Annotated in this window: 20 protein-coding genes; 13 read left to right on the top strand and 7 right to left on the bottom strand. The window is 41.4% G+C overall.

Annotation, left to right across the window (positions count from 1 at the left end):
* The first annotated feature begins 25 nt into the window (after positions 1-25).
* The 5 genes from FD724_RS25520 (at position 26) to FD724_RS25500 (ending at position 5,108) form a co-directional block, all read left to right on the top strand.
* A complete protein-coding gene (locus FD724_RS25520; RefSeq protein WP_012410890.1) occupies positions 26-166 on the top strand; it encodes a hypothetical protein in 141 nt (46 codons plus the stop codon).
* Positions 167-173: 7 nt separating this feature from the next.
* Positions 174-641, top strand: coding sequence for a type II 3-dehydroquinate dehydratase (gene aroQ, locus FD724_RS25515; RefSeq protein WP_179074514.1), 468 nt, complete (start codon positions 174-176; stop codon positions 639-641).
* A 112-nt stretch (positions 642-753) separates the two neighbouring features.
* A complete protein-coding gene (locus FD724_RS25510) occupies positions 754-1,692 on the top strand; it encodes an ADP-ribosylglycohydrolase family protein (protein ID WP_179074513.1) in 939 nt (312 codons plus the stop codon).
* Positions 1,693-2,104: 412 nt separating this feature from the next.
* Positions 2,105-4,807 carry an HD family phosphohydrolase gene (locus tag FD724_RS25505; RefSeq protein WP_179074512.1) on the top strand — a complete coding sequence of 901 codons (2,703 nt, stop codon included), beginning with the start codon at positions 2,105-2,107 and terminating at the stop codon, positions 4,805-4,807.
* A gap of 82 nt (positions 4,808-4,889) precedes the next feature.
* The gene (locus FD724_RS25500) at positions 4,890-5,108 is read left to right on the top strand and encodes a toxin-antitoxin system HicB family antitoxin (RefSeq protein ID WP_179074511.1); all 219 of its coding nucleotides are present in this window, start codon (positions 4,890-4,892) and stop codon (positions 5,106-5,108) included.
* Positions 5,109-5,230: 122 nt separating this feature from the next.
* Here FD724_RS25500 and FD724_RS25495 read toward each other — a convergent pair whose 3' ends face one another.
* The 5 genes from FD724_RS25495 to FD724_RS25475 form a co-directional block, all read right to left on the bottom strand.
* Positions 5,231-5,584: a transposase gene (locus tag FD724_RS25495; RefSeq protein WP_179075627.1), complete on the bottom strand. Its 354-nt coding sequence runs from the start codon at positions 5,582-5,584 to the stop codon at positions 5,231-5,233.
* Between the two features lie 206 nt (positions 5,585-5,790).
* Complete coding sequence (locus tag FD724_RS25490; RefSeq protein ID WP_179071816.1) at positions 5,791-6,177, bottom strand: IS630 transposase-related protein; 387 nt, start codon at positions 6,175-6,177, stop codon at positions 5,791-5,793.
* 357 nt (positions 6,178-6,534) lie between these two features.
* Positions 6,535-6,945 carry a hypothetical protein gene (locus tag FD724_RS25485; protein WP_179074510.1) on the bottom strand — a complete coding sequence of 137 codons (411 nt, stop codon included), beginning with the start codon at positions 6,943-6,945 and terminating at the stop codon, positions 6,535-6,537.
* A 71-nt stretch (positions 6,946-7,016) separates the two neighbouring features.
* On the bottom strand, positions 7,017-9,095 hold the full coding sequence (locus FD724_RS25480) for a DEAD/DEAH box helicase (protein WP_179074509.1): 2,079 nt from the start codon (positions 9,093-9,095) through the stop codon (positions 7,017-7,019).
* Entirely contained in the window at positions 9,055-10,044 is a 990-nt protein-coding gene (locus FD724_RS25475; RefSeq protein ID WP_179074508.1) for a hypothetical protein, read from the bottom strand. Before FD724_RS25475 ends, FD724_RS25480 begins: the two co-directional genes overlap by 41 nt.
* 154 nt (positions 10,045-10,198) lie before the next feature.
* Between FD724_RS25475 and FD724_RS25470 the strand changes: the two genes are divergently transcribed.
* On the top strand, positions 10,199-10,774 hold the full coding sequence (locus FD724_RS25470) for a Uma2 family endonuclease (RefSeq protein ID WP_179074507.1): 576 nt from the start codon (positions 10,199-10,201) through the stop codon (positions 10,772-10,774).
* Positions 10,775-10,802: 28 nt separating this feature from the next.
* On the opposite strand, the gene FD724_RS25465 is transcribed toward FD724_RS25470, so the two are convergent.
* Positions 10,803-11,459, bottom strand: coding sequence for a TetR/AcrR family transcriptional regulator (locus tag FD724_RS25465; protein ID WP_179074506.1), 657 nt, complete (start codon positions 11,457-11,459; stop codon positions 10,803-10,805).
* A 335-nt stretch (positions 11,460-11,794) separates the two neighbouring features.
* Between FD724_RS25465 and FD724_RS25460 the strand changes: the two genes are divergently transcribed.
* The 3 genes from FD724_RS25460 (at position 11,795) to FD724_RS25450 (ending at position 14,321) form a co-directional block, all read left to right on the top strand.
* Positions 11,795-12,748, top strand: coding sequence for a Rieske 2Fe-2S domain-containing protein (locus FD724_RS25460; protein WP_179074505.1), 954 nt, complete (start codon positions 11,795-11,797; stop codon positions 12,746-12,748).
* Between the two features lie 70 nt (positions 12,749-12,818).
* On the top strand, positions 12,819-13,385 hold the full coding sequence (locus FD724_RS25455; RefSeq protein WP_256874356.1) for a cytochrome P450: 567 nt from the start codon (positions 12,819-12,821) through the stop codon (positions 13,383-13,385).
* Between the two features lie 114 nt (positions 13,386-13,499).
* On the top strand, positions 13,500-14,321 hold the full coding sequence (locus FD724_RS25450) for a cytochrome P450 (RefSeq protein WP_256874355.1): 822 nt from the start codon (positions 13,500-13,502) through the stop codon (positions 14,319-14,321).
* Positions 14,322-14,716: 395 nt separating this feature from the next.
* Here FD724_RS25450 and FD724_RS25445 read toward each other — a convergent pair whose 3' ends face one another.
* A complete protein-coding gene (locus tag FD724_RS25445) occupies positions 14,717-15,628 on the bottom strand; it encodes a CoB--CoM heterodisulfide reductase iron-sulfur subunit B family protein (protein ID WP_114085684.1) in 912 nt (303 codons plus the stop codon).
* A 423-nt stretch (positions 15,629-16,051) separates the two neighbouring features.
* Between FD724_RS25445 and acpP the strand changes: the two genes are divergently transcribed.
* The 4 genes from acpP (at position 16,052) to tkt (ending at position 20,237) form a co-directional block, all read left to right on the top strand.
* Positions 16,052-16,306 carry an acyl carrier protein gene (gene acpP / locus FD724_RS25440; protein ID WP_012410880.1) on the top strand — a complete coding sequence of 85 codons (255 nt, stop codon included), beginning with the start codon at positions 16,052-16,054 and terminating at the stop codon, positions 16,304-16,306.
* A 294-nt stretch (positions 16,307-16,600) separates the two neighbouring features.
* Complete coding sequence (gene fabF / locus FD724_RS25435) at positions 16,601-17,851, top strand: beta-ketoacyl-ACP synthase II (RefSeq protein ID WP_114085683.1); 1,251 nt, start codon at positions 16,601-16,603, stop codon at positions 17,849-17,851.
* A 148-nt stretch (positions 17,852-17,999) separates the two neighbouring features.
* Complete coding sequence (locus FD724_RS25430) at positions 18,000-18,155, top strand: hypothetical protein (RefSeq protein WP_157816647.1); 156 nt, start codon at positions 18,000-18,002, stop codon at positions 18,153-18,155.
* Between the two features lie 54 nt (positions 18,156-18,209).
* Positions 18,210-20,237 (top strand): transketolase, encoded by a 2,028-nt coding sequence (gene tkt / locus FD724_RS25425; protein ID WP_179074504.1) that lies wholly within the window; start codon positions 18,210-18,212, stop codon positions 20,235-20,237.
* Positions 20,238-20,429 lie beyond the last annotated feature (192 nt).

The raw sequence follows: 20,429 nt of genomic DNA, 5'->3' as shown, positions 1-20,429 counted from the left end.
GTAGTATCTCAGGAGCATTCAGTTCATGGACTATATAGAAAAGGTGCTGGAAAAGCTTAAGGAATTAGCACGCAGGCTGATTGAGAGCCTGTTAGGGCCAGAGGCTGAACCGGAACCGGAACTGATTCCGATTCCTGTGAACGATCGCTCGCGTCGTCGCCACTAGAGCTAAAGTGCTGAACTCGACATTACAACCCTTAAGCATTCTGGCACTGCATGGGCCAAACTTGAATTTGCTAGGACAACGAGAACCAGGAATTTATGGTTCGTTGACGCTAGCTGAAATTAACCGCCTGTTAGAAGAAGAAGGATTCAAGTTACAGGCGAAAGTTTTTTCCTTGCAGTCAAATCATGAAGGAATTTTAGTAGATACTATTCATGAGGCATTAGGACAACATCAAGGAATTTTGATTAATGCCGGGGCATATACTCACACAAGTGTGGCATTGCGAGATGCGATCGCGGCTGTTAATTTGCCCACAGTCGAAGTACATCTGAGTAATATTTACCGCCGGGAAGATTTTCGCCATCATTCGTACATCGCCCCAGTTGCGATCGGGCAAATAAGTGGTTTTGGTGTTCAAAGTTACTTGTTGGGCTTACAAGCTTTGGTAAATCATTTAAGAAAAAATGAAACGTAAAGAATGAAAAATGAATCGATTTTAGAGTTTAGATTTGGAGTTAAATTATTCAATCCCAAATCTAAGTTACGCTAGAAGCGCACCAAAAGTGCGACCCAAAATCTAAAATTCTATGCGGTACTCTCCTATAAGTCGATTTAGAGGTACTTTCCTCGGAGCATTTCTGGGGGGAAGTTTAACATCTGATGGTAAAATACAGTCTCAGAGTTACCTAGATTTAGGTAGAATGGCGATTCTGGGTACTGAGAGTTTAATTAACTTGGGTAAATTAGATTTCGATGATTGGATAGCGCGTCAGCAGCAAGAATCTCTTCATTTAGCAGCTGATGATATATCGATAAAAATAATTATTGCCACACTACCAATAGCACTTTTTTTTCACGAAAATCCGATTAAGTTGCGACAAAACTTGCTGCGTGTACTCAAAATCTGGGAAGATGACCCAGTAGTAAGGGATGGAACACTCGCGGTAGCTTATGCGATATCTCTTGCCCTAACTGAAAAACTCGACCCTCTAACCCTCATCCCACAAACAATTTCTTTTCTTGGTGAAACACCGACATCTATACCAAACAAATTATTAAAAGTCCAGAATTTATTAGAGCAAGGGGCGGGATTGTCAAGGGCGCAAGCTGAGTTTGTTAGGGAAGAAAAACTCAGTAATACTATTGCTATGGCATTTTACTGCTTTTTGAGTACCTTAGAAGACTTTCGCCTTGCAGTTTTGCAGGCTGTTCACAATGGCAATTCTAAAGTGCAAGATGTTACATCTTTAAGCTCACAGGCTACAGGTGCAATTACTGGTGCTTTATCAGGAGCATATAACGGTATAGGCGGAATCCCTGTAAATTGGCAAGTCTTGCTCTTGCAAAGGAATTCTCCAGCATGGGGATTAACTAGCTTTTCCCAAATGTTAAAATTGACCGATGCATTTGTGGCGGTGTGGTCAGGAGTGTATGATATTGACCTAAATCCCAGAGAGTTAACACAGGGATGTGAGGAGGCTTTGCTTTCAGTTTACGCAGCTCCCCGCGTTATTCGATCGCGTTAATTTTATTTCCACCGAACAATGGTGCGGGTACTAAACTCTCAAAATTAGCTTGTTGAAGAAGAATTCAGAAGTCAGAATGGGCTAAACCTTAGCTATCCGCTAACAGGAGTCAGAATTCATTCTGACTCCTGACTCCTGAATTCTGTTCGATAAAACATAATAGGACAAGCTTGAATTAAATCCAGCTAGCATCTCAATAAACTAGACAAGGGGCTTTTGCCCATTGCTATAGTGTACTAGTCTTATATACTAGAACTTTTCAGCAAACCTCAGACAGATTCTGTCAGTAGCTATTGTGGCAAATCAGCTTTAATTAGCCTCCGTCACCGTAGTTGCAACAGTAGCAGATAAAATTTCCCTGATGATTGTCTTTTTTTTGAGCTATCAAAGTAGGCAATTGCAGGCAGAGATAATGAAAATGCAGGAATTTTTGCAGTTCTTAACCCAGCAATTGACTCACTGGCGGCGACAGTACAAAGGACTACGCCGTAAAGGAAAGTTAATGAGAAGCCCTAAAAGTAAAAGCGATAGAAAGCAACTTTTAAGGACTTTCCAGAAGAATGTAATCTTATTTTTATCCAAAAGCAATGACAAAAGCGCTCGTCGAAAACAAGAAAGAGCGCTCCAGTCAAAGGCAAAATCGGTGACAACTAAGAGTAGTATTTATTCAGTCTGTTTAGATTGGGTGCATGAACAGAGATCCTTAGGAATTTTAGCGATCGCTGTATTATCCCTTACAGGCGTTATTGGGCAAAAATTATACAACCAAACTCAACTGCAAGTAGGACATCCCGCGCCCCAAACGATTACAGCGCCTTATACAGCTAAAATCGAAGATCAGAAAAAAACAGAAGCCGAGCGTAAAGCCGTCAGTAGAAGCTCCTTACAAGTGTTGATGCTGGATGCGCGAATGAACGAACAAATCAACGAAAATTTGCAGCAACTTCTGGATGATGGTAACGAAATTCGCGCTGTTGCTGGAGCTTTTCCTTTTTTTGATCCTGTAGTTTTGCCCATCTCTACCCAGCGTTACCTCCGTTCTTGTAATGACTCAGAATGGCAAGCGGTACTAGTTGCCGTAGAAAATAGTAAAAATCAGCAAAAGAAAGGAACAGGACAAACCACCGCCTCATCCCGTTCATCATCTATAGCTGCACCCAATCAGGAACGCCAACCGCGCACAACACCACAGAAAACAGAGCCAGTTGATTTTTCTCAAAGTACTGATTTTACTCAAGCAGTTGCAGAACTAGAATCTTACCGCCTCACAACTTCTGAGAAAAACTTGTCTTTACTGATTGCCCAAATTTCCCAAACACGCAAAAGATACACCGAAGCGACTACCAAACTTTTACAGTTAGAGACTGTTACCCCAGAAGCAGTATATGAAGAATCCTTTCTTTTGGATTTGTCAGATGTGGAGTGGGAAAAAACACAAATGGGAATCCATCAGAGTGCAGAGCGGATTCTCACCCAAGGCATCCCACAAGGACTGCCAAAAAATATCTTACAGGATGCGGTGAGTTTACAATTGCAGTCCTTTGTACCAGAATCCGCCCAACCTTTGGCAAAGAACCTGTTGTTAGCTGTACTCAAGCCGAATCTGCAAAAAGATGAAGAAGAAACGAGAGTAAACGCTCAAAAGGCTGCTGCTGGAGTGCCACCTGTGATGGAAGAGGTACGACATGGTGAGGTAATTGTCAAAAGAGGAGTGCAAATTACTGCATGGAACTTAGAGGTGCTGGAGCATTATCGCTTGGTTCGCCGAGAAGTAAAATGGCGGGGGTTGTTGAAGTTAGGAGGCTTGATTGCGATCGCCATTGGCATTTTTGTCTGGGTAGAACGCCATGTTGATTATGAATTACGACAACGCGATCGCCTATTAGTTTTATTGCTAACTCTAAGTGTGCCAGGATTGGTGACAATGGGATTGCCTTACACCACTTGGAGCGCCCTTGGTTTATTGTTGGGAAGCTTCTACGGCCCGACTTTAGGGTTAACAGTTGTTGGACTGTTGTTGCCGATATTAGCTGTTATCTTGGATATGAGCAAAGTTGCGCTTTTAGCTGGTGCTGGTGGGGCAATATTAGGTAGTTACATAGCGCAACGATTGCGATCGCGTGAAGAATTGGCATTATTAGGGCTTGCGATCGCTTTAACTCAGGGCGGCATTTATCTGGTTGTTAAAATCTTAATTGGTCAAGCATTTGGTTCAACCTGGTATATAGTTCTCCGAGAAGCCGGGTTTTTTGGTTTATCCGGTTTAGGCTGGAGTGTTGTAGCTTTAGGGTTGAGTCCTTATCTCGAAAAAGTGTTCGATTTAGTCACTCCCATCCGTTTAGCAGAGTTGGCGAACCCTAATCGTCCCTTATTAAAACGGCTCGCTACAGAGACTCCTGGAACTTTTCAACACACGTTATTTGTAGCTACCCTTGCCGAAGCTGCTGCCAAAGAACTAGGATGCAATGTTGAACTAGTTAGGGCTGGGACACTATATCACGATATTGGTAAAATGCACGACCCACTTGGATTTATTGAAAATCAAATGGGGGGGCCGAATAAACATGATACAGAGATTAAAGACCCTTGGAAGAGTGCAGAGATTATCAAAAAGCACGTAACTGAAGGGTTAGTGATGGCGCGTAAACACCTTTTACCGACAGCGATTCAAGCTTTTATTCCAGAGCATCAGGGAACGATGCTAATTGCCTATTTCCATCACCAAGCCCAGCAAATGGCTCAGGAAAATCCAAGTTTAACAGTAGACGACGCAGATTTTCGCTACGATGGCCCGATTCCCCAATCACGCGAGACCGGAATTGTGATGTTAGCGGACTCTTGCGAAGCAGCGTTGCGATCGCTGCAAGCATCAAGTTCAGGTAAGCGTGTGGGAGAGAAGCGATCGCTTAAAGATGTCTCCACCGAACAAGCTTTAACAATGCTGAATAATATCCTGCGTGCTAAATGGCAAGACAATCAACTCGTTGATTCAGGATTAAAGCGGGAAGAGATGTCACAAATTGCCCAGATATTTGTGGATGTTTGGCAGCAATTTCACCACAAACGCATTGCTTATCCGAAGTTGAAGGCTAGTAACACTGCGCGGAATTTGTAATTAAAGATTTCCAAAATGCTGAATTTTATTTCCTAACTTATCAATCTTAAAACCCAAAGAAATTATTAGGAGTTAAACAAAAATGGCTACTTTAACTATTCGTTTACCAGACGAAAAACACAACAGATTAAAAGAAGTTGCTCAAGCTAAAGGAATAAGTGTAAAGAAGCTGATTGAAGAACTTTCTACGATAGCCCTAGCAGAATTTGATGCCAATACCAGATTTAAAGCAATGGCTGCAACTGGCAACCCAGAAGAAGGCTTAAGAATACTGGCTAAACTTGACACTTTGACAGAATAAAAATAAGAAAGACTATAGCGCAATGATGCAAGCAATCACCTAATTTGCGAGAAAAAGCTTAAAGCAGTTATGGAATCAAAAGCACGAATAGCCTCTAAAAGCATATACAGCACTTCCGGCTGTTATGAGGTACAGTAGCAGCAATTAGCAAACCAGTTTCTTAAATGTTGAGGATTTATTAAGTCGAGTGCAACTGATATTAGTTTATCAACCATTTCTGTTGTAGTTGGAGCAAAACTGCGTAAGAAAGATTTGAGTTGTGACCACCATAATTCAATTGGATTAAAATCGGGAGAATATGGGGATAAACAAAGAACTGAAGCGCCGACAGCTTCAATCATTGGCACAATTGAATCGAGTTTATGCGCGGATAAATTATCCATCACTACGACTGCTCCTGACCATAACTCTGGTACTAAAAACTTCTCAATAAATACATCATTTGCAACGCCATCCATTGAATTATTCATTGTCATTAATGCGACTACTTTTTTAATACTAATTGCTCCAATTACTGTAACTTTTCATCCCCGATAGAAGGGGTTAAGAGAGTAAGCTCTTGTTCCAATTTGTGAACGGGCATGAGTCCTTGTTAAACCAAGTAGAACGCCAGTTTCGTCCAAAAATACTAAATTTTCTGGCTCTATATGTTTGACCTTTTCCCAAAAATCTAATCTTAAATTCAGGACTCTCTCCGTGCCTGCTTGGGTACTCCGCTTTGTTTTTTTTTCCGATTTAATCCTAATTTCTGTAACGCACGACACATTGCACTTCGACCTACGAAATTGCCAGTCTTGTCTGCAAATAATTCACACAATTCTATTAATGTTGCATCTGGATGTGATGCAACTAATTCTGTCAACTCTATGTCAGCATTTGTTAGATGACTAAATTGTGGCTTTCCTCGCGGCTTGGATTGTAAATTTCCTTCAACTTTTTGTTGTTTTACAAGCTTTTGGACTAAACTATTTGAGACGGAAAATATATTAGCTACTTTCCTGATTGAGATGTTTTTCTGAAGATGTGCCGCAACTATTTTTTCTCGAAGCTCGACAGAGTATGACTTCATTTAAAAGTATTTATATTTTAATCTAGTGTACCTTATAACAGACGGAAGTGCTGTATTGAGCCTTTACTGATTCAAACATCCCTCGTAAAGTCAAACATAAACCATTGATGAAACAACTCGATTTTCCGCATCTAGCATAAAGTCATAGGTATTTAGAAAATCAGACTGCCACTTTTCAGGCTTTTGGCAAATGGCAAGCGGAAATCCTGCTAAATCAAACCATTGAATATCATCCCCAATTTCTACTGGTACTACTCTCCAATTTTTACTTGGAGCCTTACTGAAATCTCTCAGCAGATTGACATTAATTTGATTAGGAGGTTTAGGAGTTGGTAAATTTCGTTCAACACTAGAAAATTATTGCTCTACCCAATTTTTGATATTGATTGCATTAAGATGTTCATTGACTTCTGTTTGTCTTTCACTAATATACTGATAGTAAGTTTGCGCTAATTCTTCAGCTTGTTTACGAGTTGTTACATCTTCTACTTTAGCAAGCAAATATGCAGCTACAGGATCTAAAGTTCCCCATACAATAAGTTCTTTCATCCAGAAAACAATCCAAGGTAGCCCAGTTTGTGACCAGTTTTCCAATGATGATTCAACTAACTCGCCACCAAAAGCTTCATCTATTGCTAGTGCAATAATACTTCCTAAACCCCAATTAAATCGATATCCAAAATTTTGGCTAATATATGAATGCCATTTTGAAATTTGAGTCGGTTTTGGTTGTTTAGTTGCTTTAGTAGGGTCAAGCCACCAGTGCAATATTTCATTCCAAGAAACATTTATTGATGAGTCACTAAGTCTGAATTTGGACAGACTGCTTAAATTACTAACTATATTTGAATATAATTAAAGCGTTTTTCTACTGTCCAAATAGCATAATCTCCACCCACTGCTAATTGTTCTTTAAGTCTAGGATAGAGAGTTAAAAGCTGATTTCCATCACGTGGTGGTAAACTTGTACGATACAAGCGCCGACGCTGTGACAAATCTTTATAAATTTCTGTTTTTAGTGCCCTACCTCGCCTGATAAATAAATTTTCTAATCTTTCTTGTTCGCAGCTAGCGTAATGAGCAAAGGTTCGTTGCCAAATTTTTTGTAGATGCTCCTCCAATTCATTAGGGCTTAAATCTTTAGCTTCTAGTTGTTCAATTTCGACAATGGCAGACAATAAAATACTATCTAGTGAATCGAGAGTTTCAATAGCTGATAATTGTGCATCAGAAAGATTATTACCAGGGTTAATCGGTGCAGTTTTTTCCAGCCAGTTTAAAAAATTATCCTGTCTATTATAAATAAAAATTAGCTGCCATTGTTCTTCCAAACGTAGCAGCAATTCTGCTAGAGGACTTAGAGGATTTGCATTTGGGTTAATTGCCTGTGTTTGATTCTCGAATTCTCCTATCAAAGATAAGTATCTTTTACGTGCTTCTTTGTCGCTCCAATCTGTCGATGGATTACTAAGTAATACTAAACTACGTCCTTCTGTGCCAAATCCAGGTCTTCCAGAACGGCCAACTAAATTACCAAACTCACGAATATTTAGTTCTCCCGTACCACGTCTTAAACTTGGAATCAATACTGTTTCAAAAGGAAGATTAACCCCTTCGGAAAGAGTTGACGTTGCTAAAACTAAATGTACAATTTTTTCATCTATGACATCGATAAGTAATCGAGCCATCAAACCTGGCATTTTCCCATGATGTACTATGATTCCTTTCTCTAACAGCTGATACTCGCGGGATTTAGTACCGAAATAATCTTCACATGAACGTAAACACTTTTGCCAAACCTCAAGTTTTTCTGCCTCTATAGGTTCTTGAAAAAATGCAGGCATTTCTATTTGCGACCATGTTTTCAACAATTTCAGAAAGTCTTCTGCATAACCACCAGGCTGCTGTGTGACTGAAATAAGAACAGCACGCCTTTGACCTTTTTCATCTGGTGCAGCTAAGTGCATAGCTGCCCAGAAAAGATAAGGGCGTAACCTCTTCTCAGCTCCTTCATTTTTCCCTTTTGGCACAGGAGGATATGTCGGAAAAGGATTTGGAATAAAAGGTGTGTCAGCTTGACCACCTTCTTGAAATTCTAATTTTCTGCCGTCAAGTAAGTCATAGCGTATTTCAAATCTTCTTCCTGGTAAGCATTCAAGCCGCCCTATTAATTGACGTGTACTTCTGTAATTTGTCTTTGCTGGGCTAGCATCAGTTGAATTTTCTATCCAGCTTGCTAATGCGTTTTCTGTTTGTGATGCAACAGCGGATAGTGCAATAATTCGGCTATAATTTTGTTCTACATAAGTAAACAGTCTTGCCCCTAGTGACTCTAAGCGTAAGGATCTATTCTCAGCTTTTTGCAAAGAATCTTTATTACCATCAAATTGAACTGCATGGGCTTCATCAAGTACAATAAGCGATACTCTACGGATAAATAGAGATCCTAAAAATTTCATCAAAGCTTCTGCTTTTTCGTAAGTGCAAATTAAAACTGTTGGTTGTTCTGATGTCAGCCATACATCTGTTGGCCCCCAGTCAGTACCTCCATACAAACCTGTAACTATGACATTGTTATTAGTAGAACGCTTTAAAACACGAGATAAATTTGATTCAACTTCTGTGGCAAGCGCTCTACTTGGCACTAAGTAAATTACTAAAGGAGCCGAACTACTAAAATTGTTAGAATTTGTTGTTTTCAAGAACAAGCTTTGCAGAATTGCAATTTCAGCTATCGTTGTTTTTCCTGAACCTGTAGGGGTACAAAGAGCAAACGATTCTGCTCTTGCTAGTCGTTCGATTCCACAAACTTGAGAACGCCATGCTAAAGCTTTACACTTTTGATAACTTTGACGTAAATAACATTCTAAGAAATTTCTACCATTTGGAGTAATCAGCTTTTGCAATCTCTGCATCATCTGGTTGTTGAACTGTCTGGGCAGGAATATCTGTTGAAGGTGTAGAAACTTTCTGCTGGATATAGATAGTTTTAACAATATTTTCAACTTCATGAAGATGAATTTCAGCTGCTTCGAGTCTTCTTTCTGCTGTATATTTTTCGTGTACTTTCTTAGGAGACATCCAAGTTAGCTTTTTGACAGGATGCTGACCACATGTGTAACTAATTAAATAACAACTCTCATAATTTTTATCAACTTTATTTAGATTTATCTTTAGCTGTAAAACTTGTAGAGCATTTTTCCAGTTAAAAGATAAATCATCATTATAATCTTGCAAAATATCAATAAGTTGTGGAATATCAACTGGATATCCACTTGATTTATTTGCTTTTATATGTGCTTCAGATATCATGTTTGTATCATGATTGGCTGTGCATTTTGCTTCGCAAATTAAAGAAGCAATAATTATTCCTTCACTATTACGCCGAAAGGCAAGACAATCATCACCTGTACGTCCAGGTTGTGGCTTTGCAGTTTCTCCAGTTTGCTTTAGAAATTCTAAATGCTGAAACGTAACTGGGTGGAATCGAAAGAGAAAAGCGGGAACTTCCCAATTATCTTGCCCAAAAGGAGCAAAATTTTCAGCAATAATTCCTGCAAATATCTCTCCAAAATAACCTTTGAGTGTCTGAATATGAAGACGCTCAGGATAGCCATCGCTTGGATCGGTTTCTGAAAAATCTCCAAATGGGGCTAGAGAATTTCCTGCTAATTTACGAAGACGATATCGAGCATCTTCATGGGCTTTTTGAACGATTAATATTAATTCATTGATAATTATATCTCGTTGGCTTTTATCTTCTGTGAGCAGACGATGTGTGTACCGCTTATCTTCAGATTCGCTAACTGAGTTAGATAACCACTTTGATATTCCGTTAAACCTAGTTGTTTTTTGTCTTTCTTTCATTTAATATACTCTCTAATATTAATCAGATTTACAATATAAGCTTTTAACTTAGATAATTTTAAAAGGATATGTAAAATTTAATACTAAAAAATTAATAACAACCTAGTATGTCAACCAAATGCTACGCTACAGTTAGCAAGATTGAGAGGCAACTATGACTGCCCTGATTCTAAACCTCAGCCCCACCATTGAACTAACAGATGAGCAGTTCTTCCAACTGTGTCAAAATAATCGAGATTTGCGACTTGAGCGCACAGCACAGGGAGAATTAATTATCATGCCACCAACTGGATGGGAAAGCGGAAATCGTAATAGTAGACTGACACAGCGTTTAGGTAATTGGACTGACGCTGATGGTACAGGACTATCTTTTGATTCTTCTACAGGTTTCAAACTCCCCAATGGTGCAAACCGTTCTCCCGATGCGTCTTGGGTGAGCCGGGAGCGATTAGAAGCCCTAAATCCCGACCCTGCTAAATTCCTACCGCTTGCTCCAGATTTTGCGGTAGAATTACGCTCTGCTTCAGACAGCTTAAAGACTGTGCAACAAAAAATGCAGGAGTATATTGACAACGGTGTGCGTTTAGGGTGGCTGATTGACCCTCAGAACCAACAGGTGGAAATTTACCGCCCAGGACAGGAAGTTGAGGTTTTACGCTCGCCTACCAGCTTATCAGGAGAGGATGTATTGCCTGGGTTTGTGCTGGATTTGACGCAGATTTTAAGTTAAGCGATCGCAGTTTCCCAATATTCAATCCTTAATCTCCAGTACGTCGCACCCCAGCCAAAATAAAATTAACTGCTGCTTGAGTATGCTGCTCAATCATTTCTGGACTTAGCAGTTGCAAATCAGGTCTAGTATGCTTGATGTTTTCGTAAGCGTTGAAGTATAAATTACAAACCCCAATAATATGAAGAGTGGTGAGAAATGGATCGATCTGACGGAAACAACCTTCTGCCATCCCCCGCTCTAAAATCTTGATGAGATAGCTAAAATTTTCTTGCCAATTTGCCTGTTTGAAATACTTTCCCTGATTTTGGTTGGCTTCTTGAAACCAAAGCATTCCCCGGTGCGGGTGAGCAGCTTCATAAGCGATCGCTTCCTTAACTAGCACCTTCAACGCCTCCTCTGGTGGAAACTGATCCAGATTTAGCTGTTGAAACCCTTCGTGCATCTCCACCGCCGGACGTTGCAGAACAGCTTCATATAGTCCTTCCTTGCTCTGGAAGTAGTAGTAAATCATCGCTGTGGTGACACCTGAACCTTTAGCGATCGCTCCTGTCCGCGCCCCTTGAAGTCCATTTCTGGCAAACTCTGCTTCCGCCGCATCGAGAATCTGCTTTTTCGTCGCTTCTGCATCACGCACCTGACGCGGCTTTTTAGATGAAAATTTTGACTGCGTTGAACGACCCACGTTGCTCCATCATCATAACGAAAATATATTAACTAAAAAATTGGTTGGTAGTTGACATAGAAAATGAAATTTATTACATTAATATGAACTAACTAAAAATTTAGTTAGTTGTATAACTCATCCATGCAGTAGCCGAAGTCAGCCAAGTAAATGCTTGGTAGTGTTAGTTCGTCCATTGCAGATAAGACTTTAATTTTCCAATTAACATTCAAAATAGCAATGTAGGGCAAGTGACACCAGCTTGCCCACAACTTTTAATTTCCAAGATTGCGTTACCTTTTGCTAACGCATCTATCGAACTTCAATAAATAACTTTTCAATATTTTGGAGGAAAAATGGAACCAATTTTACCAGGTGCGCCTTGGTTAATCGCCCACAAATCTACATTAGGAGTCAATAAACCCAATAAAATAACTTTAAACGGACAGGATTATGTCATTTGGCAAAACCCAAAAGGCGAAGTATTTGCCCTTGATAACATCTGCCCACACATGCAGGCTCCATTATCAAACGGCTGGGTTTGCCAAGAAAGAGATACTATTACTTGTCCTTTTCATGCACTAGAATTTGATGGACAAGGCAGACTACAGCAAGGAAATAAAAAAGACACTCAGCCAATCACCAAACCATTAGAGCTAATTATTAGCAATGATTGTATCTGGACTTATGCCGGATTTGAGCCAAGATTACCAATTCCAGATTTGCATCAAAAAATTGTCGATGAATATGAGTTTCTCGGAGTAACTGGGGATAAAAGTATTCAGGGTGAGTTTTTGACTAACCTGATGGTTAACTATGACTATAATCACCAAAATGGTACTCATAAAGAACTATTTAAGATTACAAATTGTAATGTCAGTAATTTTGAAGAAAAAGGATATTATGCCACAGTTAAACAAGAACTCATCAGAGCCAACAACACGTTAGGAGAAATTATCAAAAACCCTGTTTTGGGAATCCTTCCGGAAACACTTTCTAACACACTAGAATACGCTTTTCCTTCAACTACAGCTTTTTTTGCTAAAACGCCGATTGGTGATATTGCTCAAATTCATATTCTCTACCCTGAAACAGACAAAATCACCAAAACTTTTATTTTGATGTATGCCAAAGTCGTCAATCCTTTGATGAAATTTCTGTTTAAAAACTCAGTTTTACAAGCAGCAGCGACAGTCATTGAACAGGATACAGGTGCAGTTGAAAGTTTGTATCCTCGGCAAAAACCGAAAATTAGATTGCCAAATGAAGAGATTATGTTCTACGCAGAAAAACTCTACCGCGATTGGTAATTTGGATTTGCAAAGTCTAACTGCACTTTACAATTAAACTGTAGCTAATTACTGCTGGAGATACTCAAATATGCGGCAACTAAAATCCGCCGAGGAAATGCCTGGTAGCTATGGCTTGCCCATCTTGGGGGAGACTTTAGAAATATTTCGGGATTTAGAACTGTATCTATTGCGAAGATTCCAGCAGCATGGTTCAGTTTTTAAAACGAGCGTCATGGGGCGTAAACGTGCTTATTTAATTGGCCCTGATGCTAATCGGCTAGTACTGGTGGAACAGGCTGAAAATATGTCGTCGCGGATAGGATGGTATTTCCTAGAATCAACATTTGGCAACAATATTTTATTACAAGATGGGGAAGAACATCGGTTAACTCGTCGCTTGATGTATCCAGCATTTCACGGAAAAGCGATCGCAACATACTTCGATACCATTCAAAATATTGTGCAAGACTTCCTCGAAGATTGGGGAGAACGGGGAACGGTTTCCTTAAATTCTAGTTTCCGTCAGCTTACCCTGATGGTTGCGACTCGCCTATTTTTATTTTTGGGAAGTCATAACAAGAGCGAAGTTGAGCAAACCAGTCAGTCAGGGCGAACGCACGGGATTTCTGAAACCCTTGCTGGGCAAGGATCTTGATGAAAAAATAGGCTAAATTAAAAAACGCCAAAACCCTTGCTATTAAAGGATTCTTATACTTTAGATGCGTTTGCCCTGACCAGTCAGTGGTTTACACAACTGATAGATAGCAGTATGGCAATATTGAAATGGAATGTCCCTTTTACCTTATATGGTCGTGGTCAAAATGCTAGGCGTAAATTAGTGGCTTTCTTGCGTCAAGAAATCGCCCAACGTATCGAGCAGGGTAACTTAGAAGAATCAAAAGATGTTTTGGGATTGCTGCTAGCCGCTGTTGATGAAGACGGCAATAAGTTGAGCGAAACACAGGTAATCAACGAAGCATTACTATTGCTGTTTGCTGGACATGAGACAACAGCCTCCTTGCTGACTTGGGTAATCTTTGAATTAGGTAATCATCCAGAATGGCGAGAACGGCTGCGCCAAGAACAATTAGCAGTTGTGGGAAATAATCCCCTTAGCCTGTCCCATCTCAAACAACTTCCACAGTTAACCAACGTACTAAAAGAAGCAGAAAGACTCTATCCGCCAGTGTATGCCTATAATCGTGGTGTCCTCAAGGATATTGAGTATGGAGGCTATCGCATCCCAGCAGGTTGGTTTGTGACTATTTCGCCAATGCTGACTCACCGTTTACCAGAACTGTACACCGAACCCGATCGCTTTGACCCCGATCGCTTTGCACCACCTCGTGAAGAAGATAAGAAACATCCCTTAGCATTAGTAGGTTTTGGTCATGGTTCGCACAGTTGTTTAGGTATGGAATTTGCCCAGATGGAAATGAAAATTGTGCTTTCCATACTACTTCGCCATTACGACTGGACAGTAAAACCGGATTATTCTGCGATCGCTCCAGTTCGCCAGCCTTCTAAAATTAAAGATACTCTACAAGCATATATTGAGCCTTTGGTGATCAAGCATCCCTTGAATAGTTAAACATAAATCTTTGATGAAACAAATCGATTTTACTGTTAATGCGTCAGCTTGCATTGTTAATGCGTCAGCTTACATTGTTAATGCGTCGGCTTACATTAAAAACGCTACACTTTGACGCAAAACTTTACTACACGGGATTTTGCTTAAGTTGATAGCATAAACAATTTTAAACTCCCATACGGTTTGGATAAGCATTTTTCACTTTCCTTGTGGTCTAGGTAAAGGGTAAAAGATGTATTAAAACTTTTCCCTTTAACCGAACCGTATTGTCTTATGCCCCTACCTGATAATCCAATACGGTTCAAAACAAAATCATGGGTTTTGAGACGCGATAAATCGCCGTCTCTACAATTGTTTTAGTCTTATCTGAACTGTATTGCCTGATAATCCACAAACTAAAATCCTAATTTCTCCAACACTGGCTTGGTGGAAACAACGTGCCGTTCTAAACCCAGTTCTTTTGGACTAACCCCAAGTGCTAAAGCAATCAACTGGGGTAAATGCAATACTGGTAAACCTAACTTTTGCTCAATTACCTTTTCCACCTCTGGCTGACGCGAGTCTAAATTTAAGTGGCACAGTGGACAAGGTGTAACTATACAGTCAGCACCAGATGTCAAAGCGTCCTGAATATGCATCCCCGCCATCTTGAAAGATTGGGTAGTAGCATAACTAGCAAGAGGCCAACCACAACATTGTGTCCGGCCTCGGTAATAAATTGGTGTTGCACCCACCGCCCGAAACATATTTTCCATCGCTTCTGGTTGGAACGGGTCGTCATAAGGCATGGATTTTTGGGCGCGGAGGAGATAACAGCCATAAAAAGCCGCGCATTTTAATCCAGTTAACTTCCGGGTGACACGTTTGGTAATTTCCTCTAAACCGTAATCTGTCACCAAAGCGTAGAGAAGATGTTTAACGTCAGTACTGCCGCGATAAGGCGAACAGCCTTCTTTATGCAGCAAGCCATTAACCTGTTCAATGTATGTAGGGTCAGAAGTCTTACATTCTTTCAGGTGTTCGTTTACATGACCAATAACACCTTGACAAGTACTGCAATGGGTAAGTAAGGGCAAATTTAATTCTTCTGCTAGGGCGATATTTCTCGCGTTGACTGTATCTTCTAACAGTTGAGAATCTTCTTTGAATGTGCCCGAACCACAGCAAGCAGCTTTTTTAAGTTCAACCAATTCAATACCTAGTGCTTTGGTAAGGGCTTGAGTTGACTGGTAAAGTTCCCGACAGGCCCCTTGAGCAACACAACCAGGGAAATAAGCGTACTTGAGTTTGAGTGTCTGAGATAGCATAGAGGTATATTTGGGTTAGAGCGATCGCTCTAAACAATAACTGTTTTATTACTTCCTTGTTAGCACCAAAATTATGATGTTTGACCTTCAGCGATTCTTTAACCATCTAGGTTCAAAGCCGCAGCGTCTAAATATTCTGATTGCTAGCAAGGCTGTAAATACCGATCGAGACATTGTAAAAAAATTTAGCAATAATTGACAATAAAAGCATTTACACGGTATCGACGATGGCGTAGCCCGCTCCCATAAACAACTGTTCCCAGAAAAGTTACCCTATTCTTTTGAGGAACAGGAGAGGTTTTCTAACAGAAAAACTCTTGGTAGTATACGGGCGATCGCGCTTGACGATAAGATGTATATGCTCAAAACAATGTCTTCTCTAAAGAGTAGATCCTAGCAACTGGTTAAGGACTTTTATTATTTATGAGCCAAACGGAACTTTTTGAAAAGGTCAAGAAAATCGTCATCGAACAACTGAGTGTTGAAGATGCTTCCAAAATCACTCCACAAGCTAAGTTTATGGAAGATTTAGGAGCTGATTCCCTGGATACTGTTGAACTCGTGATGGCTTTGGAAGAAGAATTTGATATCGAAATTCCCGACGAAGCTGCCGAGCAGATTGTATCGGTTCAAGACGCAGTAGATTACATCAATAACAAAGTTGCTGCATCAGCTTAAAAAAAGTTTTGAGTCTCTGTTCGCCCTTGCAGTCTCCGATTGGGAGAAGTTCAGATGGCTTTGTCTCGCTCCCTCTGGGCGTTTATGGCAAAAACCACTGCTTTAACTTTTAACTGAGTGCTGAACGGTTAAAAGTTTAGGAGTTAGAGTTTTCGGAGGCAAAAGTTCGGAGTTTTCTCCATCTTTGGGTGCTTCCAAAACTCAGAACTCAGGACGGGCTAAACCCTAGCTATCCGCTAACATAACTCAGCACTGTTTAATGCCTGCTGCTTTTTCGCCACCTTTAACTGAATCATGACAGATCATACACGTAAACGCGTTGTTGTAACTGGTGTTGGCGCGATTACACCGATAGGTAACACAGCAACAGAATATTGGGATGGATTATTAAGTGGACGCAATGGCATTGACTACATCACATTTTTTGATGCGTCTAGCCATGATTGCCGCATTGCTGGTGAGGTAAAAAACTTCGATCCACATGATTACTTGGAGCGCAAAGATGCCAAGCGCATGGATCGATTTGCCCAATTTGGGGTTTCAGCAGCAAAACAAGCTATAGCTAACGCGCAGTTAGTTATTAATGAACTGAATGCAGAACAGGTAGGTGTCATGATCGGTTCTGGCGTTGGCGGCATTAAGGTATTAGAAGACCAGCAAACGATCTACCTCAACCGTGGGCCCGATCGCTGTAGTCCATTCATGATACCGATGATGATCGCTAATATGGCAGCAGGATTGACGGCAATTCACACGGGTGCTAAAGGCCCTAATTCCTGCCCTGTAACTGCCTGCGCTGCTGGATCTAATGCTGTAGGCGATGCGTTCCGCTTAATTCAAGGGGGATATGCCAAAGCAATGATTTGCGGCGGAACAGAGGCAGCTGTGACACCATTATCAATGGCTGGGTTTGCTGCCTGCAAAGCCCTTTCTTTTCGCAATGACGATCCGGCTCATGCTTGCCGCCCCTTTGACCGCGATCGCAACGGATTTATATTAGGTGAAGGTTCAGGAATTTTAATTCTAGAAGAACTGCAACACGCCCTAAGTCGCGGCGCTCACATTTATGCCGAAATGATCGGTTATGGTATGACCTGTGACGCATACCATATCACTTCCCCCGTCCCTGGCGGATTAGGTGCAGCGAGAGCTATAGAACTGGCGCTCAAAGATGCTAGTATAACTCCCGAACAAATTAGCTACATTAATGCCCACGGCACTAGTACCCCGGCGAATGATTCAACTGAAACCTCAGCCATCAAAAAAGCCTTGGGAGAACATGCTTATAAGGTGGCAATTAGCTCAACCAAATCGATGACAGGTCATTTATTAGGCGGTTCTGGAGGTATTGAAGCTGTGGCAACAGTACTAGCGATCGCTAATGACCAAATTCCACCGACAATTAATCTAGAAAATCCCGATCCAGAATGTGACCTAGATTACGTGCCTAACTACAGCCGCGCTCAAAAAGTCGAGGTGGCAATATCCAATTCTTTTGGGTTTGGCGGTCATAATGTCACACTGGCCTTTAAGAAATACGTTTAAAAGAAATCAGGAGGCAGGGGGCAGGAGGCAGGAGGCAGGAGTCAGAATTCAGTAGTTTAATCTGACTCTGCCCGTTTGCCCCATGCCCCATGCCTCATGCCCAATGCCCAATGCCCACTTGCCCTGAGCGAAGCCGAAGGGATGCCCAATGCCCAAAGTATCAGAAATATCATTCCGATATAACTTAAGCGTTCAGCATGACCCAATTATCAGCTTGATTTATCACCAGAAACTCAGGAGATCCCGCTTGTCCATCGACAAGCGGGAATGGGATGATGAGGATACTGTGGGGAATCTAAAATAACCCCAACAAGAGAAGCTACGAAGAGTGCTAACCCGTCGTTAAAAACAAGAGATTATGACTGTTGCAACCCAATCCGCCAAAGAATTGTCCGTCGAAGAACTGGCTATTAACTCGATCCGCTTCTTGGCTATTGATGCCGTAGAAAAGGCAAAATCGGGACACCCAGGACTACCAATGGGCGCAGCTCCGATGGCTTTTGTCCTCTGGGATCGCTTTTTGAAGTTTAATCCCAAGAATCCCAAGTGGTTTAACCGCGATCGCTTTGTCTTGTCTGCCGGTCATGGCTCGATGTTGCAGTACGCCCTACTGTACCTGACAGGCTACGATAGCGTCACCATTGAAGATATCAAACAATTCCGTCAATGGGGTTCTAAAACTCCTGGACACCCAGAAAACTTTGAAACCCCAGGCGTGGAAGTCACAACTGGGCCCTTGGGTCAAGGAATTGCTAATGGAGTTGGTTTAGCGATCGCCGAAGCGCATCTTGCCGCTAAATACAACAAACCTGATACCAAAATTGTTGACCATTACACCTACGTAATTTTAGGTGATGGTTGCAACATGGAAGGTATTTCTGGTGAAGCTGCTTCTTTCGCAGGACACTTGGGATTAGGCAAACTCATCGCTCTGTACGACGACAACCACATTTCCATCGACGGTTCCACAGATGTAGCATTCACCGAAGATGTTTCCAAACGGTTTGAAGCTTACGGTTGGCACGTTCTCCACGTTGAAGACGGCAATACCGATTTAGCAGCGATCGCCAAAGCAATTGAAGAAGCTAAAGCTGTCACCGATAAACCATCAATGATTAAGGTGACAACCACCATTGGTTATGGTTCTCCCAACAAACAAAACACTGCTGGTATTCACGGTGCTGCTTTGGGTGGAGACGAAATAGCCTTGACTCGGAAAAATTTGGGTTGGGAATACGAGCCTTTTGATATTCCACAAGAAGCCCTTAACCACACACGCAAAGCAGTTGAACGCGGCGCAGGTTACGAAACCGAATGGAACAAAACATTTGCCGACTACAAAGCTAAGTATCCTCAAGAAGCAGCTGAATTTGAACGCTACCTAAGCAGCAAACTACCCGATGGTTGGGATAAGGTACTACCCGAATACACTCCAGAAGATAAAGCACTACCCACCCGCAAACATTCAGAAAACTGCCTCAACAAACTAGCGGCAGTTTTACCTGAATTGATTGGTGGTTCGGCTGACTTAACCCACTCTAACTTGACCGAAATCAAGGGCAAGGGCGACTTCCAAAAAGGTCACTACGAAAACCCCAACATCCACTTTGGTGTGCGGGAACATGCTATGGGCGCAATCTGTAATGGTATAGCGCTGCACACTTCAGGATTAATTCCCTACGGTGCTACTTTCTTAATCTTCACAGATTATATGCGTGCTGCCATCCGCTTATCCGCCCTTTCTCAAGCTGGCGCGATTTGGGTGATGACTCACGACTCAATTGGACAAGGTGAAGATGGCCCCACACACCAACCCATTGAAACTCTTGCTTCCTTGAGAGCCATTCCTAATTTATTAGTCTTTCGTCCCGCAGACGGTAACGAAACCTCTGGTGCTTATAAAGTAGCGATCGAGAAAGCGAAGCAAAACGCTCCATCTCTATTGGCATTCACTCGTCAAAACGTCCCCAACTTGGCAGGTACATCGATTGCAGGTGTAGCTAAGGGTGGATACACCGTGGTGGATAGCGAAGGTACACCTGAAATCATCTTGATTGGTACTGGTTCAGAATTGAGCCTCGCCGTCGGCGCAGCCGAAAAACTCAAGGCTGAAGGTAAGAAAGTCCGTGTTGTCTCGCTACCTTCATGGGAACTCTTTGAAGCACAGGATGCAGCTTATAAAGAGTCTGTTCTACCAAAAGCAGTCACCAAGCGTTTGTCTGTAGAAGCTGCTAGCAGTTTCGGTTGGCACAAATATGTTGGTACTGAAGGCGATTGCGTTAGTATTGATCGCTTTGGTGCTTCGGCTCCAGGCAATGTTTGTCTAGAGAAGTTTGGCTTTAGCGTTGATAATGTGTTAGCTAAGGCTAAACAATTGTTGGGTTAATAGCAACAGAATATTCTCAAAATATTGTGAGGTGGGCATCTTGCCCGCCTTTTTTTTATGCAGAGAGAGATTGTTCATATAGCGATCGCCAAGGCAACGCTCTTTTCTACTCGCCTTTAGATTCAGTATATAAATAGCCTCTTGTCAAATACTAGTTAAATTAAATACTTGTAACTGATGTTTTTTGTTTCA

The sequence above is a fragment of the Nostoc sp. C057 genome, assembly GCF_013393925.1.
GTDB classification, from domain to species: domain Bacteria; phylum Cyanobacteriota; class Cyanobacteriia; order Cyanobacteriales; family Nostocaceae; genus Nostoc; species Nostoc muscorum_A.
Note: the sequence above shows the minus strand (reverse complement) of the source record. Positions and strands in the feature narration are given on the sequence as shown.